Here is a 26432-nt window from a genome sequence, read left to right on the forward strand (position 1 = left end):
TTGGAGGGGAGAAAACTGAAATATGTAAAAGATTTGGTTTGTATTTCTTGTGGGGAAAAATACGAAGCTTCACCAACACAATATCTTTGCCCAAAATGTGGAGAAAAAGGTATTTTAGATGTTGAATACGATTACGAAAAGATAAAAAAAGATTGGAATAAGCAAGATTTAAAAGCAAATCCTGATCCATCTATATGGAGATATTCACCACTCTTACCTATAGAACCTAACACCCCTAAACCCCCTTTGAAGATTGGAGGCACACCTTTATACAAAAGTGATGTTATGGCGAAACTGTTAGGTATAGAAACCCTTTACATTAAAGATGATGGTTTAAATCCAACAGGATCTTTGAAAGATAGGGCTTCAGCTATAGCTGTTGTAAAAGCACAAGAGGCAGGCATGAACATCGTTGCCTGCGCTTCTACTGGGAACGCTGCCTCTTCGTTGGCGGGGAACATAGCATCTATGGGAAATGAAATGAAGGCTGTTATTTTTGTTCCCTCGCGAGCCCCAATTGGAAAAGTTACTCAGCTATTGGTTTTTGGAGCTTTAGTTTTATCAGTAAAGGGGTCTTATGAAGAAACTTTTTATCTATCACAACAAGCTATTGATAAGTGGGGCTGGTATAACAGAAACGCTGCGATAAACCCCTACTTAGTTGAAGGTAAAAAAACTTCTTCAATTGAAATCGCTGAACAATTAAATTGGGAAATGGTTGATTGGTTAGTTTACTCCGTGGGTGATGGCTGCACAATAGCAGGTGCTTGGAAAGGTATGTATGATTTAAAACAAATAGGATTCATCGATAAACTACCAAGGCTATTAGGGGTGCAATCTGAAGGCTGTGCGCCAATTACTCAGGCATTTAAAAGCGATACAGATCTTGTTCCAGTTCCCGAAAATACCATCGCTGATAGCATTGCTGTTGGAAAACCTCGAAATTATATAAAAGCTATTAAAGCAGTTAAAGATTCAAATGGTGATATGATCAATGTAACAGATGATGAAATACTAAATATGATAAAAATTTTAGGAAAGAATACTGGCATTTTTGGTGAACCTGCAGGAGTTGCAGGAGTGGCTGGTATAAAAAAAGCTGTTGAAAACGGCATAATCAAACCTTCTGAAAGTGTTGCGGTTGTTGTTACTGGGAACGGTCTGAAAGATATTAAAAATGCTGAAAAAGCAACGGGCGCTCCTTTGTCTTTAGATCCGAATTTAAATGAATTATCTCAACTATTAGAAAAATATAATTTTAAATAACTTATTAAATAGTTGAACGAGATTTATTTCTATCATAAAAAAAACAGCAATAAGCAATAAAACTATCAGATAAAAGGGGGTTCATTAAAATATATGAATTACCAACAAATACTATCAAAAGCCAAGGAATACAAAAAAGACATGACCAGATTTCTTAGGGACATGATTGCTATTCCAAGTGAAAGTGGAAATGAAAAAGATGTTATTTTAAGAATTAAAGAAGAGATGGAAAAAGTTGGTTTTGACAGAATAGATATTGATCCAATGGGGAACATTTTAGGTTACATTGGCCACGGAAAACACTTAATAGCTATGGATGCTCATATAGATACAGTAGGTATTGGAGATATAAATTTATGGAATTACGATCCTTATAAAGGTTACGAAGACGATGAAATTATCGTTGGGAGAGGAGCTAGTGATCAAGAAGGTGGAATGGCTTCTATGGTTTACGGAGCTAGGATTATAAAAGATTTAGATTTATTTGACGATTATACGCTTCTAATTACTGGAACAGTTCAAGAAGAAGATTGTGAGGGACTTTGTTGGCAATACATAATTGAAGAAGATAAAATCAAACCCGAATTTGTCGTTATTACCGAACCAACTTCGTGTAATATATATAGAGGCCAACGTGGGCGGATGGAAATAAAAGTTTCTACGCATGGTGTTAGTTGCCACGGTTCAGCACCTGAAAGAGGAGACAATGCTATTTATAAAATGGCGGATATTGTTAAAGAGTTACCAGTACTACATACTTGTTTAAAAAATGATGATTTTTTAGGAAAAGGTAGCTTGACAGTTTCCGAAATTTTCTTCTCTTCTCCTTCTAGATGTGCGGTTGCAGATGGTTGTTCTATATCCATAGATAGGAGATTGACTTGGGGAGAAAGTTGGAACGATGCTTTAAAAGAGATTAAAAATTTACCTTCATCCGAGAAACATAACGCTGATGTGGAACTTTACACCTATGAAAAACCATCCTACACGGGATTAATATATCCAACACAAGCATATTTCCCAGCTTGGGTATTACCAGAAGATCATCCTGCTTGTAAAACTCTCAAAGAAGCGTATCAAAACTTATTTGAGAAAAAACCGTTGGTAGACAAGTGGACTTTTTCCACCAATGGTGTTTCCATAATGGGAAGATATGGAATACCTTGTATTGGATTTGGTCCTGGCCATGAAGATCAAGCACATGCTCCCAACGAAAAAACATGGAAAAGTGAATTGGTGAAGGCCGCTGCAATGTATGCATGCATACCTAAGTTGTATACTCAAAAATACTTGTAAAAGGAAGGATTACGGTGTTAATCAAAAACGGTATCGTAGTTACTGCCACAAAAACTGAAAAAAAAGACATTAGAATATTGGACGAAAAGATAAAACAAATAGAATCTAACTTAACTCCTTTTATGGATGAAGAGGTAATAGATGCAAGCGGAAAGTATGTTTTCCCTGGAATTATAGATAGTCATACTCATTTTAGTTTGCACGCTAGAGGTACAACCAGTATAGATGACTTCTACTGGGGAGGGCGATCAGCTGCTTTAGGTGGAGTAACTACACACATAGATTTTGCTGATATGGAAGCTACGTCTTTGATGAAAGGATTAGAAAATAGATTAGAAGAAACTAGAGATTCCGTGATTGATTTTCATTTTCATATAGTTATTAACAACAACTTCAACCCACTTAAGCAAAATCATCAGCTTAGAGAGATTAGAGATTTTGGAATATCTAGTTTAAAAGCATTCACTACCTACAAAAATATATATATGCTGTCTTCTGACAAATGGGAACCTTTATTTAAGGCAGCTGGAGATAATGACTTAATAGTAGCTGTTCATGCTGAAGATAATGAAATTATCGAAAAAAATATTGTGAAATTCCAAAAAGAAAATAAATTAGATGCTCAATATCATCCAGATATTAGACCAAGTGAAGCTGAGCAAAAGGCAGTTAAAAAAATTTGTGAGATTGCTCATAAAACTAATGCTTCGCTATACATAGTACATCTTTCATCTGAAAAAGGTTATCAGGTAGTTAAAGAGTATAAAAATCTAAAAAATTTTAAATTGTATGTTGAAACCACACCTCACTATCTCTTATTAACAAGAGAATTATTAAAAGGTCCTAAAGCCAGTTTTTATTTTATGACTCCTCCATTGAGAGAAAGTCAAGATAACGAAGCTTTGTGGGAAGGAATTCAAAAAGGCTTGATAGACGTAATTGCCACAGACCACTGCGCTTACAATGCAGAGCAAAAATCAATGGGTAAAAATTCATTGGATATATTTCCTGGTATTCCTGGAGTGGAAACACTTCTTGCTTTGACATATACATATGGGGTAAATAAAGGTTTAATTTCTATAAACAGGTTGGTTGAACTCCTTTCCACTAATCCAGCAAAAATTTTCAAACTGTATCCACAAAAAGGAACAATAGCTATAGATTCTGACGCTGATTTAGTTATTTTCGATCCAAATTTAAAGGAAGTATTAAATAGTTCTAACACTCATTCGAAGGCAGCATACACTCCTTTTGAAGGATTTGAAGTGGAAGGACTTCCCATAACAACCATTTTAAGAGGAAAAGTAATCGTAAAAGATAGAAATTTCCTAGGAGAAAAAGGTTTTGGAAGGTTTATAAAAGCTATATAATTATATTGGAGGAGATAAGATGAATACACTTTTTAGGGGAAAGGATTTTATAACTACACAAGAATGGAGTAAAGAAGAATTAGAAACTGTTTTTGAATTATCTAATGAGCTTAAAATGAGGTTTGCATTAGGAGAACCTACGGATCATTTGTTAAGATCAAAAACTATCTTTATGATGTTTTTCGAACAATCTACACGAACTCGAAATTCTATAGAAGCTGGCATCACTCAACTGGGGGGACATGCTCATGATCTGACCCCGGATAAGATGCAACTTTCTCATGGTGAATCCGCAAAGGATACTGCTATTGTCTTGAGTCGATTCGGTCATGCCATAGCGATAAGAAACTGTTTCTTTGGAATTGGTAACAATTACATGAGAGAGGTTGCAAAATATGCGGATGTACCTGTTATTAACCTTCAAGATGATTTCTACCATCCTCTACAAGGTTTAGCGGATTTGATGACAATAAAAGAAAAATGTGGTAATGATCTTAGAAATATTAAAGTCACTATATCTTGGGCTTATGCAACATCCCATGCAAAACCTTTGTCTGTACCTCAAACGCAAGCATTACTATTTACAAGATATGGAATGGACGTAACTATCGCTCACCCAAAAGAATTTCCACTTATGCCTGAACTCATGAAACAAGCAAAACAAAACGCAGAAAAACATGGTGGAAGTTTAAAGTTCACAAACGATATGGATGAGGCTTTCGATGGAGCCCAAATTGTAATTCCAAAGAATTGGGGTGGATTTTTAGGAGTTGAAGATCCTGATACAGATGAAGGTAAAAAACAGATGAAGGAAAATCTTGAAAAACACAAAGATTGGATCTGTGATGAAAGAAGAATGTCTTTAGCCGATAAAGATGTCCTTTATATGCACGCGATGCCCGCAGACAGAGGCAAAGAAGTAACTGATTCTGTTATAGATGGTCCTCATTCTATAATATATGATGAAGCGGAAAATCGTTTACATACAGCAAAAGCAATCATGGCTTTGACTATGGGAGGAAGGCCTTGATCATTATTTGGAGGTGAACAATCATTTTTAAAACTGTTAATCAACCAAAAAAGAGAATAGACGCATACGAAAAGGTTACTGGAAAAGCTAAATTTGCAGATGATCTAGAATTTCCAAATATGTTGTATGCGAAGGTTCTGAGAACTAAGTATCCTTCGGCGAAAATATTGAACATAAACTTAGATGAAGCCGAAAAAATTCCTGGGGTAAAAGCAATTATTACCGCAAAAGATATACCAAATAACGAATTTGGTGTTATTATCCCAGACCAACAAGTTTTAGCTAAAGAAAGGACTTATTTCATAGGTGATGGAATAGCCTTGGTCGCTGCAGAAACTCCTGAGACAGCAAAAAAAGCGGTTGAAAGTATAAAAGTAGAATACATGGAGCTCCCTGGAATTTTTGATCCATTAGAGTCTAGAAATGCACCAACTATCCATGAAGATAAAGATAATAATCAGGTCATTCACCATAAACTTAGAAAAGGCGATGTAGAAGAAGGATTTAAAAGATCTGATGTAATTTTGGAAAGAGAGTATCAAACCCAATTTGTTGAGCATGCATATTTAGAACCTGAGGTTGTAATTGCCGTTCCTTATGAAAACAACAGTGTGGTTACTATATATGGGTCTATACAAAACCCTTTTGCTTGTCGTAACGCAGTTGCCTCTGTTCTTAAAATCGGATTCAACCAAGTTAGAATAGTTCAAAATCACATAGGAGGTTCGTTTGGTGGTAAAGATGAAGTAATTTCTTCTATGGCTGCTCGAGCTGCTGTTCTAGCTTTGAAAACGAATAGACCTGTAAAATTAAAAAATACTAGGGAAGAATCAATTATCGAAAGTTATAAAAGGCATCCTTACAAACTGAAATACAAAGTCGGAGCAACAAAAGATGGCCAGTTACTGGCTATGGAAATTGAGGCAATCGCGGACAGCGGAGCTTACGCCTGCCAAACTCCATTTGTTACCTGGAGGTCTGTGGTTCAAGCTACTGGTCCTTATGAAATTCCAAACGTTAAGACAGATACTTTTGGATACTATACCAACAATGTATACACTGGAGCCATGCGTGGATACGGTTCTCCTCAAGTTATATTTGCCAATGAATCTCTAATGGATGAATTAGCTCAAGAACTTGGGATGAATCCCTTGGAACTTAGATTGAAAAATATTTTTCACGATAATTCTGTAACAGCAAGTGGCCAAAAACTTGATAATCACAAAGTCAGTCTCGGAGAAGTGATTAAAAAGGCTACCGATTCGATCAATTTTTTAGAGAAATACAAAGAATACAGTAAGGAACAAAAAGGTGATAAACGGAAAGGAATAGGAATGGCTATAAGTTATAGAGGCTGTAGTTTAGGAGCAGAAGCTGTGGATGCCGCTGGTGTCATATTATCCATACAAAAAGATGGAACATTATATTTCTATAGTGGTTTGGCTGAAAACGGACAAGGTCTTAAAACAGCCTTCTCTCAAATTGTAGCCGAGGAATTAGGAATAGATATTGAAAAGATCAACTTTATGGTCGTTGATACTTTGATATCTCCAGATAGCGGTTCTACGGTGGCTTCTCGTGCGACATTGGTTGGTGGGAATGCAACGCTAGATGCCGCTAAAAAGCTCAAGAAGAAATTAACTGATTTTCTTATAGAAAAATATAATTTATCCCACAAAGAATTAATATTTAAAGACAATTCGATTTATACTCCAAATCAAATAAAATTAATGTCTTTCGATGAAGCTGTTTCCAGTGCATACAACTCTGGCGTCTTTTTATCTTCATATGGTTGGTACAAATCACCTGAGATAAGTTGGGATGAAGAAACAGGGCAAGGGAGACCCTATTTTACATATGTTTATGGATGTCAGATAGCAGAAGTTGAAGTTGATATCAGCACTGGTGAGATAAAAGTTTTGAAAATGGTAGCTGCTCATGATGTTGGAAGAGCTATCAATCCTGCAAGCGTTCTTGGACAATTTTATGGTGGGATATCAATGGGCCTTGGATACGGAATCATGGAAGAGTTGGATACAGACGAGGGATACATCAACAACACCAATTTTGACGAATATTTGATACCCACAGTAAAAGATATGCCAGATATAACTCCCATTATAGTTGAAAACCCTGATCCTAGTGGGCCTTACGGAGCAAAATCCGTAGGAGAGCCCACCTTAGAATTAGGTGCTGCTGCTATAGCTAACGCTGTTGCCCAAGCAACAGGAAAAAGAATAAGATCCTTGCCCATAAACTTAGAGAAAATTGTTGTAGGTCATTCTTTGAAAAAAGGAAGGAAGAAAAGATGATTGAATATGATTTTTTAATTGCTAAAGATGTTGATTCTGCTTTAGAATATTTGCATAAATATGAAAATATAAAGGTATTAGCTGGTGGAACTGATATACTGGTAGATATACATAAAGAAAGTCCAAGATTAGAAAAATTTGATTATATATTGGATATTTCTAATATCAAAGGTCTTCAATATATAGATGAAATGGAAGATAACGTCGAGTTGGGAGCTTTGTGTACACATACAATGTTAATCCAATCAAACGTTATCAACAAATATTTCCCATTTCTCGTAACTGCAGCAAAAAGTATAGGCTCCGTACAGATAAGAAACAGAGGTACCGTTGGAGGAAATATATCTAATGCGTCTCCAGCAGCTGATTTAATTCCTCCTTTGATGGCGTTAGACTCTAAGATAGAGCTAAGTTCTATAAATGGGAAAAGGCATGTGCCCTTAGATCAGTATATTGTAGGACCTTACAAGACCAGTAAAAATCAAGATGAACTTGTAACTAAAATAATAATTCCAAAACTAGATGAAAATTATCGTTTTAGTTTTCAAAAAATTGGAAGAAGAAGAGCTTTGAATATAGCAAGACTAAACTTAGCTGTCGTTGCAAAAATAAATGAACAAGACTCAAAAATTGAAGATATAAGAATAGTGCCAGGTTCTGCAACACCTTTTCCGATAAGATTTAAGAATATAGAAGGGGAAATACTAAATCAAAAAGCTAGTCAATTAAATTTGGAAGAGTTAGCAAAAAAAATAGGTGACGAAATGGTAAAAATAACTGGCGAAAGATGGTCTACTCCCTACAAAAAACCTGCCTTAGGTGCTATTTTCAAAAAGGCTATCATGGAGGTTACAAACTCAAGCGAAAAATTATGATTTTGGTAAAGTGAGGTGTAACACATATGAACGAAGACATTCTAAAAGCAATAGATAAAGCTCTTAAAGAAGGACCTGAAGGGGTTTTGTGTACAGTCGTTGAAGAAAAGGGATCTACTCCTCGCAGTATGGGAGCCAAAATGTGGGTTAGTGCAGACGGCAGTACAATTGGAACCATAGGAGGAGGCATAGTCGAACACCATGTAATCGATGAAGCTCTCAATTTACTTAAAAACAAAGCTCAAGTTCTTCTATATAGGGAATCGCTCAACACAAAAGAAGCTGGAGATGAAGGTGCCATCTGTGGGGGAAGCTTGGGAGTGTTTCTAGAAGTGATAGGGCAGAATCGTGAAGTTGTTATTTTCGGTGCAGGGCACGTCGGTAAAGCTTTGGCTCGTGTGGCGACTCTAACTGGCTATAAGGTAACCGTATGGGACGATCGTAGAGATTTTGCAAATGAGGATAATATACCCTGGGGACATGTGGTTTGCTCTCCATTAAAAGAGGCCTTGGATAATGAAATACGCTTACACAACAAAAGTTATGTTGTGGTAGTAACCAGGGGACATGCTGTTGACAAAGAGGTAGTACAATCCCTTGAAAATAAACCTTTTGCCTATCTTGGCGTCATAGGCTCAAAGCACAAGATTGCTGAAACGAAGAAAAATCTGCTTAAAGTTGGTGTGTCCCAACACTTTTTGGACAAGATTCATGCCCCCATAGGTCTACCAATTAAGGCAGAAACACCAGAAGAATTAGCCATATCGATACTTGCTGAATTAATAGCTGTGGAAAAAGGTGCTGATTTAGATACACTCCGTCTTCCATTCTACAACACAATTGGAAGCAAAGAAACAAGCAGTGTACAAAATTGATCGAAACTTATGTTTATGGAGGTATTCAAAAAATGAGAAAAATTGAAGTAACTCTCTATGTGAACAATACAAAAGAGACATTACAAGTGGAACCAACGGAGCGACTTCTTGATACTCTACGCAATCAGTTGAAATTAACAAGTGTAAAAGAAGGATGTGCAGTAGGCGAATGTGGAGCTTGTACTGTTATTTTAAATGGTGAAGCTGTTCATTCATGTTTGATATTAACAGCTCAAATTGATGGTTATGAAGTTCTCACGACTGAGGGGTTGGAAGTTAATGGAAAATTAGATCCAATTCAACAATCTTTTATTGATCATCAAGCCGTTCAATGTGGTTTTTGTACACCTGGAATGATTATGTCCGCCAAGGCTTTGTTGAATAAAAATCCCAGCCCCTCAAAGGAAGAAATAAAAACTGCAATAGAAGGAAATCTCTGTAGATGTACTGGATATCAGCAAATAGTCGAAGCAATAGAAGCAGTCACACAAATGAAGGAAGGCTGATATATATGTCAAGCATATTGATTAAAAAAGCTAAAGTTATAACCACTATGAACGCTAATAAGGATCAATTGAAGGATCACGATATTTTAATTAAAGATAAGATAATACATAAGATTTCTCCAAATATAGATGTATCAAATGAACAAATAGATGAAGTTATAGATGGTTCCAAATATTATGTTTATCCAGGATTAATTAACACACATCATCATTTCTATCAAACCTTTACAAGAAACATTCCTCAAGTACAAAATGTAGAATTATTTGATTGGTTAAAGTTTTTGTATCCCATTTGGTCAAAGTTGACACCAGAGGTTGTTTACTACAGTACTTTAGTTGCAACAGCCGAATTACTCAAAACTGGATGCACAACATCTGTTGATCACTTCTATGTTTTTCCAAAAAATCAACCACCAGATCTTCTTGACAACGAATTTTATGCTGCAAAAGAAATTGGGATCAGATTACATGGAAGTAGAGGAAGTATGTCATTGAGTGAAAAAGATGGAGGACTTCCTCCTGATTCAGTAGTTCAAACAGAAAAAGAAATATTGAAAGATTCCCAAAGAGTTATTGAAAAATTTCACGATCCTTCTCCATTTGCCATGCATAGAGTCATTCTAGCTCCTTGTTCTCCATTTTCTGTAACCTCTACACTTCTCAACGAATCTATTAAATTGGCAAGAGAATATAGTGTTTGTAGTCATACACATCTAGCTGAAACAAAAGATGAAGAGAGATTTTGTATTGATACTTTTGGGAAAAGGCCATTAGAATACATGGAGAGTTTAGATTGGTTAGGTTCTGATGTATGGTTTGCCCATGGGGTTCATTTCAACGAAGAAGAGATAGATAAGTTGGCATTAACTAAAACAGGGGTTGCTCATTGCCCTGTTTCGAATTCAAAACTCGCCTCTGGGGCTGCAAAGATCCCCTCTATGTTAAAAAAGGGTGTCAAAGTTAGCCTGGCTGTCGATGGGAGTGCAAGCAACGATTCTTCTAATATGATTTTAGAAATGAAAACTGCTTTTTTGATGAGCAGATTAATTTACGGTATCAACGCTATCACATCCGAAGATGTGCTGAATATAGCCACAAAAGGTGGAAGTGAAGTTATAAATCAGCCGGAAATTGGAAGTTTAGAAGAAGGTAAGGCCGCAGATATGTTCTTGGTTCGTTGGGATCGATTGGGTTATACAGGAGGCTTTTATGATCCTATTTCAATGATTATTAATACAGGTGATTCTCAAATTGTAGATATTACGATAGTCAATGGAGAAATAGTTGTAAAAGATGGTGAACTTGTTAAAGTTGATGAAAGAAAAATCATCGAAAAGGCTAATGAACTATCTAAAAGGATGCTCGAGGCCTAAAAATTTGGAGGTAAATGAAGATGTTGTTAATAGGTAACGCCACTGTTCTCACCTTTGACGAAGAAACTCCTATAATTAATAATGGTGCGGTGTTAATAGAAGGCATAAAAATAAAAGAAATAGGAGAAACCGAAGTTTTACTTCAAAAATATCCAAACGCCGTTTTCAAAAACGCTCGAAATAAGGTTTTAATGCCTGGTTTAATAAACACTCACACCCACCTGTACAGTACTTTTGCCAGAGGAATGAATTCAAAAACTGACATCCCCCCACAAAACTTCATAGAAATATTAGAAAAATTATGGTGGAGATTGGACAACACTTTAAACGAGGATGATATTTATTATAGTGCATTATTTGCAATTTTAGAGTGTATAAAAAACGGAGTTACCACCATTTTTGACCATCATGCTAGTTTTAATTATATAGATGGCAGTTTGGACATCATTGCACAAGCAGCAATGGAAGCTGGTATAAGGGCTAATCTTTGTTATGAAGTATCAGATAGACATGGTCAGACTAAAAGCGATGCATCTCTGAAAGAAAATGAAAGGTTTATTAGAAAGATTCAGGTTTCTCAAAATGATAAGTTAGGTGGAATGATTGGGTTACATGCTTCTTTTACACTTGAAGATAGAACCTTAAATAAAGCTTCAGAATTAGCAGACGAGTTACACGTTCCGTTTCATATCCACGTTGCTGAGGGGAGAGAAGATTTACAGGACAGCGTAAAAAGAGGTTACATGGGTGTAGTCGATAGATTAACGAAATTTAAAATATTAAGGCCACATACCTTAGCTGCTCATGGTGTTCATATCAAGAAAGAAGAGATTCCTATGTTGAAGAAGAGTGGTGCCTGGGTTGTTCACAATCCAGAATCAAACATGGGGAACGCGGTAGGAGCAGCTCCAATAAAAGATTTTTTTGATCACGAAATCCTAACCGGTCTGGGAACAGATGCTTATACACACGATATGTTCGAAAGTATAAAGGTTGCAAACTTGCTCCAAAAACATCAATTGGGTGATCCACAAGCGGGGTGGAACGAAGTTTACAACATGGCCTTTAATAACAATATGCAAATTGTTTCCAACCTATTAGGTGTCGAAATTGGAAAAATAAAAGAAAATTTTCGTGCGGATTTAATAATAGTAGATTATATTCCACCAACTCCAATAGAAAAAGATAACGTTTATTCTCATATCCTTTTTGGAATGAACGGGGGAATGGTTGAAACTGTAATTATTGACGGCAAAATTATTATGGATGATCGGGAGGTGACGATTTTAGATTATGAAAGAATACACAGGAGAACTAGGGAGCAAGCAAGAAGATTTTGGGAGAGATTCTGATGATTACTTTGCTCCCACCACATTGAAAGAAGCCACAGAGATTCTCGCAAAATACAGCCCCAACATCAAAATCATCGCAGGGGGCACAGATCTTCTGGTGGATTATTTTGACCGCCTTTATGAAGTAGACAGGTGGATCAGCTTAAAGAACCTCGATGAACTAAAAAAAATTGAAATAAACAACGATCGAATAGAAGTTGGTGCTCTAGTCACACACGAGGAATTAGTAAAATCTGAAATTATACAAAAATATTTACCGCTAATAAGTCAAGCTGCCTTAGATGTTGGTTCACCACAAATCAGAAACAGGGGTACCATTGGTGGTAATATTGCAAATTCTTCCCCAGCAGGAGATTTATTACCTCCCTTAATAGCTTACGATGCTGTATTCAAAATAACTTCCCAAAATGAAACCCGTGAGGTACCTGCAAAAGAGTTTTTCCTAGGACCTAAAAAAAACGTACTTAGAAATGATGAAATTTTAGAAAAAATTATCATTCCAATACCTCAAAAACACACTTATGGAAAATGGTTAAAAGTTGGAAAAAGAAACGCCTTGATAATTTCAAGTATAACGTTGGCTATTGTTGTGACCTTCAATGATGATGAACGCATAAAAACAGTGAAATGTTCTCTTGGTTCTGTAGCTCCAGTTCCAATTGAGATATCTCAAATTCAACCTCTTATGGTTGAAAAAAGGTTTAACGAATTAGACTATTCTCAGATTGGAAAAGTAGTCTCCAATAACATTTCACCAATAGATGACATAAGAGGTACCAAAGAATATCGGAGGGAAGTTGCTAAAAATCTAACAATTAGCGCATTAAACGAAATAGAAAGGATGGTGAGGGTAGATTGAAAATAAGCTTTACCATAAATGGTATTAAAAGAGAATGCAATGTAAATTCAACTACCCGTTTGTTAGACTTAATTAGGGACGATCTGAATCTTACAGGTACAAAAGAAGGTTGTGGAAAAGGAGAATGTGGTGCATGTACGGTTATAATGAATGATAAAATCGTAGCTTCTTGCTTAGTGCTTGCATACGAAGCAGATGGCGCAGAAATAGTTACTATTGAAGGTTTGAGTGATAAAAATATTTTACATCCTATACAAGAGGCATACATTGAAACTGGAGCTGTACAATGTGGTTTTTGCACACCTGGATTTATACTAGCAACTAAAAAACTTCTTGACGAAAATCCAAACCCAACGGAAGAGGAAATAAAAATAGGTTTATCTGGCAATATCTGTAGATGTACTGGATACCAAAAAATAATAGATGCGGTCAAACTCTCGGCCACTAAAATTGCTGAGTATAAGAGAGGTGAGAAAGTTGAAACCAAATAAATACGTTGGAGAGAATGTTTTCAAAGTTGATGCCAAAGACAAAGTATTGGGTAAAGCCATCTATCCGGATGATATATACTTTGAGGATATGCTCTATGTGAAAGTTAAACGTGCTACGCATCCACATGCCTACATTCAAAAAATAGATGTCTCTAAAGCAGAATCATTACCTGGAGTAATTAAAGTTATCACTGCAAAGGATTATCCTCATTTGAATAAGTTTGGATTGATAGTTAAAGATCAACCTGTTTTAGTAGGAATAGGAGAAAAAACACGCTTTATGGGAGACGCTTTGGCTATAGTTGTTGCAAAGAGTAAAGAAATCGCCACTAAAGCAATTAATTTAATAAATGTTGAGGTTAAAGAATTAGAGGTCATTACCGATCCTTTCAGGGCAATGGAAGAAGACGCTCCAAAAATTCATGAAGGTGGAAACATAGTTGTTACTCATCAATTAAACAAAGGGGATGTAATGAAAGGTTTTAACGAGTCTGATGTAATAATAGAAAGAGAGTACAAAACGCAGCATGTTGACCAACTCCCTTTACAAGTGGAGTCTGGCGTAGCTGTTTACGACGAAAAAACTGGTGTAATAACTATTTGGGCAGCTACACAATGGCTTCATGATACACAAGCAGATATAGCCCAATCTTTGAATCTACCCAAAGAAAAAATCAGAATAATACAACCCGTTATTGGAGGAGCGTTTGGTAGAAAAGAAGATATATCGGTTCATATACATTTAGCGTTGGCTGCAATGGTTACTAAACACCCTGTCAAATTAACTTACACCAGAGAAGAATCTATGATCGCACAGTCTAAAAGGCATCCACTGTATATTAAGGCTAGAACAGGAGCCACAAAAGATGGAATTCTAAAGGCTTGGGAGGTTGAAGTTGTAGGGGATACCGGAGCATATGCATCCAGTGGTCCTGCTGTTGTACATAAAGGTATGTATCATTGTACAGGTCCATACAATGTACCTAACGTTAAGGGTATAGCTTATACCGTTTACACTAATAATACGTATGGTGGAGCCATGAGAGGATTTGGAACAACGCAGATGGCTTTTGCTTATGAATCTCAAATGAACATATTAGCTGAAAAGTTGGGTATGGATCCAGCAGAGATTAGACTAAAGAACGCTTACAGAATTGGCTCAATTACTCCAAATGGTCAAAAGCTTACACAAAGTGTCAACGTCGTTGAAACAATACAGGAAGCTTTAAAGCTTTCAAAAGAGAAAGAAGGTGTTCGACATTGAAGAAAAAAGGAAGAGGTATGGCTACAATAATGTTCGGATATGGTTACGGTGAAGGATTTCCCGATTTTTCTCATGCGACGGTTGAATTTACGGATAATGAAAAGGTTTTAGTGGTAACCGCAGCTGCCGATGTAGGACAAGGAGTTTTAACGGTTATCAGTCAAATTGCAGCAGAAGTTCTTTCAGTTGGTGTTGAAAAAGTAAAAGTCATTCAGGGCGATACTCATAAAACTATGAATTCAGGATCAACATCTGCAACTCGTCAAACCACCTTTACAGGAAATGCCGTAAAACAAGCGTGTGAGAACTTAAAGGGAAAAATTTTCCATTATGCGAGTTTAGAGTTCAATAGTAATTATCCTGAACTAACTTTGAAAGATGGAAAAATCATCTACAATCCTAACCCTGAAAAAACAATTACTTACTGGGATTTAAAAAGAAAGGTAGAAGAAAAAGGTGAAACTTTGAAAGGTGAAGCGACCTACTTTCCACCAACATATTCTCCCGATTTAATATCCGGACAGGCCCATGAAGTCTACGTTGCTTATACCTTTATGACTCAAATAGTCGATGTAGAGGTTGACACAACCACTGGAAAAGTTGATGTGAAAGATGTTTACACCGCACTTGATTGTGGAAAAGCTATAAACCCTATAAATGTGGAAGGACAGATAGAGGGTGGTACAACTCAAGGAATAGGTATGGCTCTTATGGAAGAACAAGTAATAAAAAATGGAATCACATTAAATCCAAATATGACAGGTTACTTGGTTCCAACTTCTATGGATATTCCGAATTTTCATTCTGTATTAATAGAAAATGAAGATTCTATCGGGCCATTTGGTGCAAAAGGTATAGGAGAACCAACAACCATTGCAGCTTCCCCTGCCATTGCTAACGCTATATACGATGCTATAGGTATTAGATTTTATGAATTGCCTATCACCCCAGAAAAAATTCTTAAAGCTCTAAAAGAAAAAGAAAATGATTAAAAATAACATCTTTCTTACAGGTTCTATAGGTATAGGTAAATCGACGATTATACGTAAAGTGATTAATCAACTATCATTACATGTTTGTGGTTTTTCAGTTGATAGAGAAGGTAAAAAAAATAATTGGAACGCCTTTTATTTAGTAGAAGCATCTTCATTTAATAACGGTGATCGATCTAAAAAATCTAAATATAACAGATTTGCCTTCAGAAATGATTACTCTACAAATTGGGAGATAAATATTCAAGTATTTAACGAAATTGGTGTAAAACTTCTTACAAACATTGATAATGCTGACATTGTAATAATGGATGAATTGGGAAGATTCGAGTTAACTGCTTACCAGTTCCAGCAGAAAGTATATGAAGTTTTAAACAGTGATAAACCTGTTTTGGGTGTAATAAAGGATGAATCTAATCCATTTTTGGATAAGATTAGGAATAGAAAAGATGTTCAAATATTTAGAGTCCTCCCAGATAACCGTGAAGAAGTTTACAAAAAGGTGCTAAGCCAGATAAAACTAATACTTTCAATAAAGGAGTGAATTTATGGCTGATATATCTGTTGATTTACTGGGAATGTTGTTAAAAACACCTGTAATGCCTGCGGCTGGACCACCTATTAAAGATGGAGAGAGTGCTCACAAAGCCAAAGAAGGAGGAGCTGGTGCGATCGTTACCAAAACGGTTTCCGCCAGAGCAGCAAAAGTTCCAAAACCAAACATGGCTCAAGTAAAAGGAGGGTTTATCAATACCGAACTTTGGTCTGAGTTATCCTTAGAACAATGGATTGAAAAAGAATATCCTCAGGTAGTTGAAACAGGGTTGCCGGTGATAATAGGCGTTGGGTATACCTCTGAAGACATAAAAGAAGTAATACCAAAAGTAGAACGGTTCGCTGATGCTTTTGAACTGTCTACACATTACCTTGGTAATGATCCAACCCCCATGATTAATAGTATAAGAGCAGCGAAAGAAACTACAGATCTTCCCGTTATGGTAAAACTTAGTCCACAAGTAGATATTCCAAAGTTCGCTAAAGAGGCTGAAAACGCCGGTGCAGATGGTTTAGTCTTAATAAACTCTTTCGGTCCTACCTTAGATATTGATTTAGAAAGCGGTAAGCCTTTATTAGGAAGTGAGAATGGTTTTGGATGGTTATCAGGTCAAGCAATATTCCCTTTAGCTTTGAGATCCGTTTTTGAAGCTGTAAGATCGGTTAATATTCCAGTAGTTGGAGTAGGTGGGATCAATACGGGTAAAGAAGCCATAAAGATGATAATGGCAGGAGCCCAAGCTGTACAAGTTTGTACCGCCGCTATTTTGAATGGACCTCAAATATATAAAAAGATTACCAATGAAATTGAAAAGTATTTGGACGACCATGATTTTAAGTCTTTAGAGGAAATTAGGGGTATTGCTCAAAAAAATATTGTTAATGAGGCAAATTATAATTTGATATTTCCAGCCGTAAACGATGAAAAATGTACAGAATGTGCGCTATGTGTCAAAAGCTGTGTTTACGATGCGATCCATCTCATAAAAGAACTTCACAGTGTAAGAATAGATACAAACAAATGCGCTGGTTGTGGATTATGTGTGACAAGATGTAATTTCAATGCTCTGTCCTTATCTTTATAAAGGGGGAAAATACTATTGTCAAACAAAGATCTTTTACCAATAGCTTTAGGAAAGGAAAAAGCGGATCTAGTATTCAAAAACGGGAAAATAATTGATGTTTTTAACGAAAAAGTTATAGAAGAGGATTTGGCCATTTCCAATGGTGTAATAATCGGCTTTGGAAAGTATGAAGGTAAGGAAGAAGTTGACTTAGAAGGTAAATTCATATCTCCGGGGTTTATAGATGCTCATCTGCATTTAGAAAGTGCCATGGTGACAATAGAAGAATTCGCTAAAACGGTTATCCCTTTAGGAACGTTGACTCTTGTTGCAGATCCACATGAGATAGCAAATGTAGCTGGGAAGGTTGGTATAAAATATTTCTTAACAATCGGGAATAACATACCATGGAATTTTAATTTAATGGTTCCTTCTTGTGTACCCGTGACCACTTTCGATAAATCAGGATCTGTACTAAATGCAGAGAAAATAAAAGAATTAATTACAGAAGAAAATTTTTTTGGTCTTGGTGAGGTTATGGACTATGAAGGAGTTATAACAGGTCAAGATTATATTTGGGATAAGATAGAACTCATGAAAGACTATTTCATTGATGGCCATGCTCCAAAATTACAAGGAAAAATTTTAAACGCCTATCTTTTAGCTGGAATCATGGCCGATCACGAAACTACATCCCCCAATGAAGCATTAGAAAAGATTTCAAAAGGAATGTACATAATGGTCAGGGAAGGTTCAGTCACGAGGGATCTTCAGAGTTTGTTACCTGCAATTAACGATAAAAACAACTGTAACTTTTTATTTGCCACAGATGACAAACACCCTGAAGACCTTATCTCAGAAGGCCATATAAATTTTATGATTAAAAAGGCTATAAAGCTCGGGATGGAACCATTTAGAGCGATAAAACTTGCCACTCTAAATGCTGCACGCTCGTTAGGATTACACCGTTTGGGAGGTATTGCTCCAGGATACAAGGCTGATCTTCTAATAATAGATAATTTAGATGAATTGGGCATTTTCCAAGTGTACAAAGACGGAAAAAAAGTAGCGGAAAATGGGAAAGCCTTATTCCAAGTTAATTCTAATAACTTTGAAAGGCCTCCAACAATTTTTCATTCTGTAAATATTGCCCCCATTAGAGAAGAGGATTTCAAAATTCCTAAAGGGAAAACTTACCGCGTTATTAACATGATTCAGGATCAGATTATCACAGGAGAGGATTTTTTCTCATTTCCAGACAGTTTTGAAGAAGAACGATTTATAAGATATAATATAAATAAAATTGCAGTTGTAGAAAGACACAAAAGTACTGGAAAGATTGGTTTGGGTTTGATAAGGGGTTTTGGATTAGAGTCTGGTGCCATCGCAAGCTCCATAGCTCATGATTCTCACAACATTATTGTTTTAGGAACAAATTCATGCGATATGAAGATAGCAGTAGAAAAAATTGCAGAAATTCAGGGAGGAATTGTGATTGCAAATAATCAAAAAATCGTTGATTTCATCGAACTACCCATTGGAGGGCTTATTTCTACCGACCCAATCGGGAAAGTATCTGAAAAACTGCAAGAACTTAGAAAAATTGTCCATAATTTAGGGGTCAAAACGAATAGTCCTTTCATGACATTGGCATTTATGGGATTACCAGTGGTTCCCAAATTAAAGATAACTTGTGATGGGTTATACGACGTTGAAAATCATATCTTTGTATCATTGGTTGTAAATTGACATTTAAAAAGGGGGTTAAACTTATGGCAAACACTCAGCAAAAAAGTTTTTTTGAAAGGGCTTTCAAGTTAAAAGAGAACGGTACAAACGTTAGAACTGAGGTCTTAGCAGGTATCACAACGTTTATGACGATGGCTTATATCATCTTCGTAAACCCTTCTATACTTAGTGATGCAGGAATGCCTTTCAACGGTGTCTTCATAGCCACTATAGCTGGTGCAATTTTAGGTACCGTCATGATGGCCTTACTTACCAATTATCCGTTTGCATTGGCTTCAGGAATGGGTTTGAACGCTTTCTTTGCCTATTCAGTCGTAATAGGTATGGGAGTCTCTTGGCAAACCGCTCTAGGAATAGTATTTATAGAAGGTATAATCTTTATTGTGCTTAGTGTTACACCTGTAAGAAAGATGATCGTTAATTCGATTCCAATGAGTCTGAAAACGGGGATAAGTTCAGGAATAGGTTTATTTATAGCTTTTATAGGTTTGCAAAACGCGGGTATAGTAGTAGCAGATCCTGCAACATTGGTAAGAATGGGAGACTTATTCGCTGGACCAGCTTTAATAGCACTATTAGGCCTAATTATAACGGGAATTTTACACGCTTTAAGGGTAAAAGGGGCTCTATTGTTGGGAATTATAATCGCTACAATTTTAGGACTATTCAACGGGGTCACACCAACACCTGAAGGCGTTGTGGCGTTGCCAAGAATGGCTGATTGGTCTCAAGTTTTGTTCCAACTCGATATTAGATCTGCATTTAATATCGGCATGATAGGTGTTTTAATTTCTTTCTTATTTGTAGATCTTTTTGATACGGCAGGTACGTTGGTAGGGGTTAGTCAACAAGCGGGTTATTTGAAAGAGGACGGATCTTTACCAAAAGCAGATAGAGCTCTTTTAGCTGACGCTATCGCTACTACAGGTGGTGCCGTATTTGGAACCAGTACGGTTACAACATACGTTGAATCTGCTTCAGGTGTCTCAGAAGGCGGAAGAACTGGGTTAACAGGTATAGTCGTGGCTATTTTATTCTTTCTTTCTTTGTTCTTTCAACCTATAATAGCTATAGTTCCAGGTGCTGCAACAGCACCAGCTTTGATAATCGTCGGCGTAATGATGTTGTCGAATATAAGAAGCATAAAATGGGAAGATTTTACTGAAGTTTTTCCGGCTTTCGTGGCAATGATAGTAATGCCTTTAACTTATTCTATTTCAAACGGAATAGCTCTAGGCTTTATAACCTATCCTTTAATCAAATTATTCACTGGCAAAGGTAAAGAAGTTCACTGGTTAGTATACGTTTTGTGTGCTCTTTTTATTGTCTACTTTATTTGGCTTTAAATTTTTTAGGTAAGGAAGTGAAGTTTTACAATGATATCAGCGGTGGTATTAGCGGCTGGAGAGTCCCTGAGGATGAAGACTCCAAAACAGATTTTGCCTTGGGGAGACAAAACTGTTCTAGAAACCGTTGTTACTAGACTTTTGAAATGTCAATATATAGATGACGAAATAATAGTCGTTTTAGGAGGCAACTTTGAGAAGATAAGCCCCATTTTTTCGAAGTATGAAGACCACCGTTTGAAAATTGTAAAGAATAACGATTACAAAAAAGGTATGTTAACAAGTGTTTGGAGTGGTTTAAACTCGTTATCCAAAGGTTCTGAATTCACGCTCTTTACACTTGGAGACATGCCTTTAATTAAAATTGAAACCTTCAATGAACTTACTAGGTTTGCAATAAATAACAAAACAATCATATCGGCACCTACCTATCAAGGGAAAAGAGGTCATCCACTGATTGTACATAAAAGTCAGATACCCGATATTTATCAATTATCTGGACCTGGAGGATTAAGAACACTCTTAAGTAATCATCCTGAAAGGGTATCTCTTCACGAGGTTAACGATGAAGGCATTATCATCGATATCGATACAATTGAAGATTACAATATATATCTAAAAAAACAAAAAGGAGATGATAGTGAATGAAAAGAATCTCATCCTTTATTTTGATTTTATTTCTTTTAACTTTCACATCAGTTTTATTGTCTGAAACCATAACGGTTATAGATATGGCTGGAAGGGAGGTAACTGTACCTTCTAAAATTGAACGTATCGTGACAACTTACAAGCCAGCAACTCAATTTGTATTTGCATTAAACGCTCAAAAAATGCTTGTTGGTGTAGATAATACATCAACAAGAGAAAAATTATTTACTTTAATCTATCCAGAGGTCGAATCTTTAATAGAAGTAGGTTCAAAAAGAGAAGGAGTAAATATTGAAACTGTTGCTTCTTTAAATCCAGATTTAGTAATATTATTTCCACATAACCAGGCTGAATTCACCGCTTCCAAATTAGAAACGCTGGGAATCTCCACCATTATTATCAATCCCGAAAGTTTAGAAGAAATAAGAGAAACAAATAGACTATTAGGAGAAGTATTAGGATTAGAAGATAGAGCAAAAACAGTAGATGACCAGTTTGATAATATTTTAAAAATACTAGAAAAGGCTAAAAATTTGCCTGAGAATCAAAAAAAAGTTGTCTATTTTGCTAATTCTCAACTATTAGATACTGTGGGAAAAAATATGATGCAAACTGATATGATAGAATGGGCTGGCGGAATAAATCCCGCTGCAAAGAGCGATGTGGGGTTCATAAAGATATCTCCAGAGCAGTTAATAGCTTGGAATCCTGATTTTATAGTTACATCCCAAAAATTCCAAGGGGATATAGATCAATTGTATAAAGAAGTAAAATATCAAAACGTTAAGGCTTTTAAAAACAAACAAATTTATCGTTTCCCTTCGGCCCTTGAACCATGGGATTACCCGAGTCCATCATCTTATTTGGGTATGTTATGGTTAGCAACAAAAATACATCCTGAACTTTTTTCGGATATTGATTTCGATAAAGTAGCTGACGAATTTTACGATACTTTATACGGAGTTCCATACAGTGAATTGTTATCTAAAACTGGAAATTAAATAACTAAACTTATTTATACGGAGATATTAATATGCCCATTCGCAATAAGAATCAGACTATAGGTCAACATCAAAAAAGAACACTCCTCTATCTTTTATTAATTCTGTTATTGGTATTTATTATTTCGCTTTTTGTTGGTAGATACCAAATCTCATTTACTGAAATTACTACAACGATAAAAAACTTAGTTTTAGGCAATGAGGTAGAAATAAACAACGACTGGCTAGTTTTCTACCACATTCGTTTACCTAGAATTATACTGGTAATATTTGTGGGTTCTGTTTTATCTATAACTGGCGCAACATATCAAAGTGTTTTTAGAAACCCACTGGCTTCTCCATCAATTCTTGGTGTATCAGCCGGATCAGCATTTGGAGTAGCCTTAGCTATCTTATTCAGTGAAGATTTTTTAATCGGTACATACTTATTATCTTTTGTTTTAGGGCTAGTTGCCGTTCTTTTTACTTTTTTCATTTCTGTTTGGAGTAAAGTAAAAGGGGTTACCGTCCTTGTTCTGGCAGGAATGGCGGTAACCTCTTTCTTCAACGCCTGTGTCTCTTTAGTACAATACTTAGCAGACCCTTACGAAAAATTACCAAATATAGTTTTTTGGCTAATGGGGAGTTTCAACAGGGCAGGTTGGAGAGAAGTATATATTTCATTATTTACAATGCTTCCAGGGATAATAATTCTTCTTATTTTAAGATGGTATTTGAACGTTATGTCTATGGGAGAAGAAGAAGCATTATCCATGGGAATAAATGTACGAAGAATGAGGATTTTATTGATCATTGTGAGTACCGTTATGGTTGCTCCCACCGTGGCTGTTGCAGGGCAAATAAGCTGGATTGGGTTAATTACTCCACATATTGCAAGGTATATAATAGGTGCAAACCATAGATACATGCTTCCTGCAACGTGTATCTTAGGTTCTGTACTCCTGTTAATTATGGACAACATCGCCAGAACAATCACACCCGCAGAAATCCCTATAAGTATTGTTACCGCATTTATAGGTGCACCGTTTTTCGTTTATCTTTTATTAAGAAGAAGAGAAAGTGGGTGGAATCAATGATATCTGTTAATAATATATCTTTTTCTTACGACACTGTTGGAGACACGATTAAAAATATCAGTTTTACTTTGAATAAAGGTGAACTAATTGCTTTGTTAGGGCCCAATGGTTCAGGTAAATCAACTATACTAAAATGTTTAAACGGCACATTGAAACCAAAAACTGGGGAAATATACATAGAAAATTACAATATTAAAGATCTTAGTTATAAAGAAATAGCAAAACTTATAAGTGTAGTTCCTCAAGAACACTCTGCTGTATTTTCATACCTTGTGATAGATATAGTAGCCATGGGAATTACTCCCTATCTTTCTTTTGGAAGGATGCCTACAAAAAAAGATTATAAGGAGGCATATACAAAGTTAGAATTTTTTAATATTCAACACCTTGCTGAAAAGAATTATAACCAATTGAGTGGTGGAGAGAAACAGTTGGTGCTAATTGCACGAGCTTTGATGCAAGATACAGATTACTTGATCATGGATGAACCTACGTCTCATTTGGATTTTAAGAATCAACATCTATTAATGAAAGAATTAAAAAAATTGAGTGAAAACGGAAAAGGAGTTATTACAGCACTTCATGATCCTAATCTTGCTTTAAGATTCTGTGATAGAATAATAATGGTAAAAAATGGTGAAGTAATTTGTAGCGGTGAAAAAACCGAAGTGATGAACTCACAAAATTTACAAATCCTCTACGACGTACCGGTTTCGATGAACAAGGTGAAAGACGTAAGCATAATATACATAAACTAATAAAATATTAAAAGTTTATATCTTTAGAAGGTGAAATTATGGAAGAAACGAAAATAAAGGAAAAAGCACAATTTAAAGTAAGCAAGGGATTTCCAGTCTTAGGTACGTCTATAGATAGAGGAGGAGTTAATTTTGGTGTTTTCACGAGAAACGGAACATCAGTTACTTTAGAGATATATGAAAATTACTATGATGAAGAACCAGCTTTTAAATATGTTCTCGATAAAAAAGAAAATAGAACAGGCAATATTTGGCACGTTTTTGTTGAACAAGCAAGAGCAGGTATGTCCTATGGTTGGCGTATTGATGGACCTTACAATCCAGAGGAAGGGTTTAGATTCAACAAAAACAAATTACTCTTAGATCCGTATGCTAAAGTAATTGGAGGAAGTTTAGATTTTTCGGAAGAATCCATTTTCGGTTATGACAAAAATGATCCTAAAAAAGACCTAAGTTTTTCTACTTTGGATTCTGCAAAGTCTCAAGTGAAATCTTTTATTTGGGATAGCCGTGGCTATAACTGGAAAAATGATGAAAATCCACGTCATCCACTAAACGATATGATTATTTATGAACTTCATGTCAGACTTTACACAATAAATCCAAATTCTAACGTAGAACATCGAGGAACTTATAAGGGAATCGCTGAAAAAATAAATTATTTAAAAGGTTTAGGAGTAAACGCCGTTGAACTGATGCCCATCTTTGCTTTTCCTTTGAACGATAATCCCAAAGTGAATACTATAACTGGTGAAAAATTAAAAAATGTATGGGGTTATAATCCGGTAAACTTTTTTTCTGTAACGAGTAATTACAGATATGGTGTAAAAATTGGGGAGGAAATAATCCAGTTCCAGGATTTAGTTTTTGAATTACACAAAAATGGAATAGAAGTGATATTAGATGTTGTCTTTAATCACACAGCAGAAGGAAACGAATTGGGACCAACTCTCAATTTTAGAGGATTAGAAAACTCTGTTTATTATCTATTAAAAAAAGATAACCCAAGATATTATGAAAATTTTTCAGGAACTGGAAACACTATTAATTCTAGTCATTATGTTGTAAAACAAATGATTTTGGATAGTTTGAGGTATTGGGTTTCCGAGATGCATGTAGATGGTTTTAGATTCGATCTAGCTTCTATTTTAGGAAGAGATTCAAAAGGAAATTGGATTGGCGATCTGTCTCTATTAAAAGACATTGCTGATGACCCTATTTTGGCTGGAACCAAACTCATAGCAGAAGGTTGGGATGCCGCTGGAGGATACTACGTTGGTGATTTTCCCACTGGATGGGCAGAATGGAATGGAAAGTTCAGAGACACAGTGAGAAGATTTGTTAAAGGCGATAATGGTGTAGTTTCAGATTTAGCAACAAGAATAGCTGGAAGCCCAGATCTTTTTGAAAAAAGAGGCAGAAAGCCTTACAATAGCGTTAATTTTATTACTTCTCACGATGGATTTACTATGTGGGATTTAGTTTCTTACAACAACAAGCACAATGATGCTAACGGGGAAAATAACCGTGATGGAACTGACGCCAATTATAGTTTCAATTACGGGGTTGAAGGAGAGACTAACGACGAAAATATAATAAAACTCAGAAAACAACAAATTAAAAATTTCATAACTATATTAATGGTATCACAAGGGTTACCTATGATTTTAATGGGTGACGAATTCTGTAGAACTCAATTTGGTAACAACAACGCTTACTGCCAAGATAATTACATTTCATGGGTGGATTGGAGCAGAAAAGTAAAATTCAACGACATTTTTAATTTTACAAAAAATATGATCCATTTTAGAAAAGTTCATTGTGCACTTAGAAGAGACAGATTTTTTACGGGAAGAGATCTAAGTGGTGATGGCATAGCAGACATAACTTGGCATGGAGTCAAACCATTCAAACCTGATTTTGGATATTATTCTCACAGTCTAGCGTTCATGATAAGTGGCGATGACTATATTCAAGGATGTAAAGAAAAAGACAGTGATATATACGTAGCCTTAAATGCTTTCATAAAGGATTTACAATTTGAAATTCCAAAATTACAAAATGGGAAAAAATGGTATAGGGTAGTAGATACATCTGAAGAATCACCCAACGATTTCCTCTTAGAACCTTCTATAGTCAAAGATAATCACTACACCGTACATTCAAGAAGCTCAATAGTTTTAATTTCAAAATAATTAGATACTTGATTGCCGTCGATAGCACGAGGATCAAGGTGACCAACCGGAACTTAAGAGCTGGAGGACGACGGTGAACCTTTCGAGGAGAAGATAGAACGGTTGTCAACACAACTTGCAGAGCAGTTCGAGAAATCAGAAGAATTAAAGAAACAGATAAAAGCAAATCTGGAGGGGTT

Annotated in this window: 23 protein-coding genes; all 23 read left to right on the forward strand. The window is 35.9% G+C overall.

What is annotated here, in order from left to right; genetic code table 11:
- Entirely contained in the window at window positions 1-1266 is a 1266-nt protein-coding gene (locus PMOB_RS08890; protein WP_012209518.1) for a threonine synthase, read from the forward strand.
- Between the two features lie 93 nt (window positions 1267-1359).
- Entirely contained in the window at window positions 1360-2562 is a 1203-nt protein-coding gene (locus PMOB_RS08895; protein WP_012209519.1) for a YgeY family selenium metabolism-linked hydrolase, read from the forward strand.
- 14 nt (window positions 2563-2576) lie between these two features.
- The gene (hydA, locus tag PMOB_RS08900) at window positions 2577-3932 is read left to right on the forward strand and encodes a dihydropyrimidinase (RefSeq protein WP_012209520.1); all 1356 of its coding nucleotides are present in this window, start codon (window positions 2577-2579) and stop codon (window positions 3930-3932) included.
- Window positions 3933-3951: 19 nt separating this feature from the next.
- The gene (locus tag PMOB_RS08905; RefSeq protein WP_012209521.1) at window positions 3952-4962 is read left to right on the forward strand and encodes an ornithine carbamoyltransferase; all 1011 of its coding nucleotides are present in this window, start codon (window positions 3952-3954) and stop codon (window positions 4960-4962) included.
- A gap of 119 nt (window positions 4963-5081) precedes the next feature.
- Window positions 5082-7274: a xanthine dehydrogenase family protein molybdopterin-binding subunit gene (locus PMOB_RS08910; protein WP_012209522.1), complete on the forward strand. Its 2193-nt coding sequence runs from the start codon at window positions 5082-5084 to the stop codon at window positions 7272-7274.
- A complete protein-coding gene (locus PMOB_RS08915; protein ID WP_012209523.1) occupies window positions 7271-8149 on the forward strand; it encodes an FAD binding domain-containing protein in 879 nt (292 codons plus the stop codon). The genes PMOB_RS08910 and PMOB_RS08915 overlap by 4 nt, the downstream gene beginning before the upstream one ends.
- A gap of 26 nt (window positions 8150-8175) precedes the next feature.
- A complete protein-coding gene (locus PMOB_RS08920) occupies window positions 8176-9024 on the forward strand; it encodes an XdhC family protein (RefSeq protein ID WP_012209524.1) in 849 nt (282 codons plus the stop codon).
- A 32-nt stretch (window positions 9025-9056) separates the two neighbouring features.
- Window positions 9057-9530 carry a (2Fe-2S)-binding protein gene (locus PMOB_RS08925; RefSeq protein WP_012209525.1) on the forward strand — a complete coding sequence of 158 codons (474 nt, stop codon included), beginning with the start codon at window positions 9057-9059 and terminating at the stop codon, window positions 9528-9530.
- 5 nt (window positions 9531-9535) lie between these two features.
- Window positions 9536-10903, forward strand: coding sequence for an 8-oxoguanine deaminase (locus tag PMOB_RS08930; RefSeq protein WP_012209526.1), 1368 nt, complete (start codon window positions 9536-9538; stop codon window positions 10901-10903).
- 20 nt (window positions 10904-10923) lie between these two features.
- Entirely contained in the window at window positions 10924-12255 is a 1332-nt protein-coding gene (gene ssnA / locus PMOB_RS08935) for a putative aminohydrolase SsnA (RefSeq protein WP_012209527.1), read from the forward strand.
- Window positions 12197-13114 carry an FAD binding domain-containing protein gene (locus tag PMOB_RS08940; protein WP_012209528.1) on the forward strand — a complete coding sequence of 306 codons (918 nt, stop codon included), beginning with the start codon at window positions 12197-12199 and terminating at the stop codon, window positions 13112-13114. The genes ssnA and PMOB_RS08940 overlap by 59 nt, the downstream gene beginning before the upstream one ends.
- Window positions 13111-13605 (forward strand): (2Fe-2S)-binding protein, encoded by a 495-nt coding sequence (locus PMOB_RS08945; protein WP_012209529.1) that lies wholly within the window; start codon window positions 13111-13113, stop codon window positions 13603-13605. Before PMOB_RS08940 ends, PMOB_RS08945 begins: the two co-directional genes overlap by 4 nt.
- Window positions 13583-14869, forward strand: a complete 1287-nt coding sequence (locus PMOB_RS11075; protein ID WP_407946557.1) for a xanthine dehydrogenase family protein molybdopterin-binding subunit — start codon at window positions 13583-13585, stop codon at window positions 14867-14869. The genes PMOB_RS08945 and PMOB_RS11075 overlap by 23 nt, the downstream gene beginning before the upstream one ends.
- Window positions 14866-15861 (forward strand): xanthine dehydrogenase family protein molybdopterin-binding subunit, encoded by a 996-nt coding sequence (locus PMOB_RS11080; protein ID WP_012209531.1) that lies wholly within the window; start codon window positions 14866-14868, stop codon window positions 15859-15861. Before PMOB_RS11075 ends, PMOB_RS11080 begins: the two co-directional genes overlap by 4 nt.
- The gene (locus PMOB_RS08960) at window positions 15854-16405 is read left to right on the forward strand and encodes an ATPase AAA (protein ID WP_012209532.1); all 552 of its coding nucleotides are present in this window, start codon (window positions 15854-15856) and stop codon (window positions 16403-16405) included. Before PMOB_RS11080 ends, PMOB_RS08960 begins: the two co-directional genes overlap by 8 nt.
- Window positions 16406-16409: 4 nt before the next feature.
- The gene (locus tag PMOB_RS08965) at window positions 16410-17501 is read left to right on the forward strand and encodes a 4Fe-4S binding protein (RefSeq protein WP_012209533.1); all 1092 of its coding nucleotides are present in this window, start codon (window positions 16410-16412) and stop codon (window positions 17499-17501) included.
- A 15-nt stretch (window positions 17502-17516) separates the two neighbouring features.
- The gene (gene ade / locus PMOB_RS08970; RefSeq protein WP_012209534.1) at window positions 17517-19229 is read left to right on the forward strand and encodes an adenine deaminase; all 1713 of its coding nucleotides are present in this window, start codon (window positions 17517-17519) and stop codon (window positions 19227-19229) included.
- 23 nt (window positions 19230-19252) lie between these two features.
- A complete protein-coding gene (locus PMOB_RS08975; protein ID WP_012209535.1) occupies window positions 19253-20575 on the forward strand; it encodes an NCS2 family permease in 1323 nt (440 codons plus the stop codon).
- A gap of 30 nt (window positions 20576-20605) precedes the next feature.
- On the forward strand, window positions 20606-21223 hold the full coding sequence (locus PMOB_RS08980; RefSeq protein ID WP_041534147.1) for a nucleotidyltransferase family protein: 618 nt from the start codon (window positions 20606-20608) through the stop codon (window positions 21221-21223).
- A complete protein-coding gene (locus PMOB_RS08985) occupies window positions 21220-22224 on the forward strand; it encodes an ABC transporter substrate-binding protein (RefSeq protein WP_012209537.1) in 1005 nt (334 codons plus the stop codon). The genes PMOB_RS08980 and PMOB_RS08985 overlap by 4 nt, the downstream gene beginning before the upstream one ends.
- Before the next feature lie 32 nt (window positions 22225-22256).
- A complete protein-coding gene (locus PMOB_RS08990; protein WP_012209538.1) occupies window positions 22257-23300 on the forward strand; it encodes a FecCD family ABC transporter permease in 1044 nt (347 codons plus the stop codon).
- Window positions 23297-24058: an ABC transporter ATP-binding protein gene (locus PMOB_RS08995; protein WP_012209539.1), complete on the forward strand. Its 762-nt coding sequence runs from the start codon at window positions 23297-23299 to the stop codon at window positions 24056-24058. The genes PMOB_RS08990 and PMOB_RS08995 overlap by 4 nt, the downstream gene beginning before the upstream one ends.
- Before the next feature lie 38 nt (window positions 24059-24096).
- On the forward strand, window positions 24097-26253 hold the full coding sequence (gene glgX / locus PMOB_RS09000; RefSeq protein WP_012209540.1) for a glycogen debranching protein GlgX: 2157 nt from the start codon (window positions 24097-24099) through the stop codon (window positions 26251-26253).
- Window positions 26254-26432: the final 179 nt, after the last annotated feature.

Origin of the sequence: Petrotoga mobilis SJ95 (assembly GCF_000018605.1) — a bacterium.
In the GTDB taxonomy this organism is placed as follows: Bacteria; Thermotogota; Thermotogae; order Petrotogales; family Petrotogaceae; genus Petrotoga; species Petrotoga mobilis.

Bases quoted from the DNA above. Each gene is read 5' to 3' on its own strand.
- PMOB_RS08895 (WP_012209519.1), top strand. From the start codon at position 1,360: ATGAATTACCAACAAATACTATCAAAAGCCAAGGAATACAAAAAAGAC.
- PMOB_RS08905 (WP_012209521.1), top strand. From the start codon at position 3,952: ATGAATACACTTTTTAGGGGAAAGGATTTTATAACTACACAAGAATGG.
- PMOB_RS08910 (WP_012209522.1), top strand. From the start codon at position 5,082: ATGTTGTATGCGAAGGTTCTGAGAACTAAGTATCCTTCGGCGAAAATA.
- PMOB_RS08915 (WP_012209523.1), top strand. From the start codon at position 7,271: ATGATTGAATATGATTTTTTAATTGCTAAAGATGTTGATTCTGCTTTA.
- PMOB_RS08920 (WP_012209524.1), top strand. From the start codon at position 8,176: ATGAACGAAGACATTCTAAAAGCAATAGATAAAGCTCTTAAAGAAGGA.
- PMOB_RS08925 (WP_012209525.1), top strand. From the start codon at position 9,057: ATGAGAAAAATTGAAGTAACTCTCTATGTGAACAATACAAAAGAGACA.
- PMOB_RS08930 (WP_012209526.1), top strand. From the start codon at position 9,536: ATGTCAAGCATATTGATTAAAAAAGCTAAAGTTATAACCACTATGAAC.
- ssnA (WP_012209527.1), top strand. From the start codon at position 10,924: ATGTTGTTAATAGGTAACGCCACTGTTCTCACCTTTGACGAAGAAACT.
- PMOB_RS08940 (WP_012209528.1), top strand. From the start codon at position 12,197: ATGAAAGAATACACAGGAGAACTAGGGAGCAAGCAAGAAGATTTTGGG.
- PMOB_RS08960 (WP_012209532.1), top strand. From the start codon at position 15,854: ATGATTAAAAATAACATCTTTCTTACAGGTTCTATAGGTATAGGTAAA.
- PMOB_RS08965 (WP_012209533.1), top strand. From the start codon at position 16,410: ATGGCTGATATATCTGTTGATTTACTGGGAATGTTGTTAAAAACACCT.
- PMOB_RS08975 (WP_012209535.1), top strand. From the start codon at position 19,253: ATGGCAAACACTCAGCAAAAAAGTTTTTTTGAAAGGGCTTTCAAGTTA.
- PMOB_RS08980 (WP_041534147.1), top strand. From the start codon at position 20,606: ATGATATCAGCGGTGGTATTAGCGGCTGGAGAGTCCCTGAGGATGAAG.
- PMOB_RS08985 (WP_012209537.1), top strand. From the start codon at position 21,220: ATGAAAAGAATCTCATCCTTTATTTTGATTTTATTTCTTTTAACTTTC.
- PMOB_RS08990 (WP_012209538.1), top strand. From the start codon at position 22,257: ATGCCCATTCGCAATAAGAATCAGACTATAGGTCAACATCAAAAAAGA.
- PMOB_RS08995 (WP_012209539.1), top strand. From the start codon at position 23,297: ATGATATCTGTTAATAATATATCTTTTTCTTACGACACTGTTGGAGAC.
- glgX (WP_012209540.1), top strand. From the start codon at position 24,097: ATGGAAGAAACGAAAATAAAGGAAAAAGCACAATTTAAAGTAAGCAAG.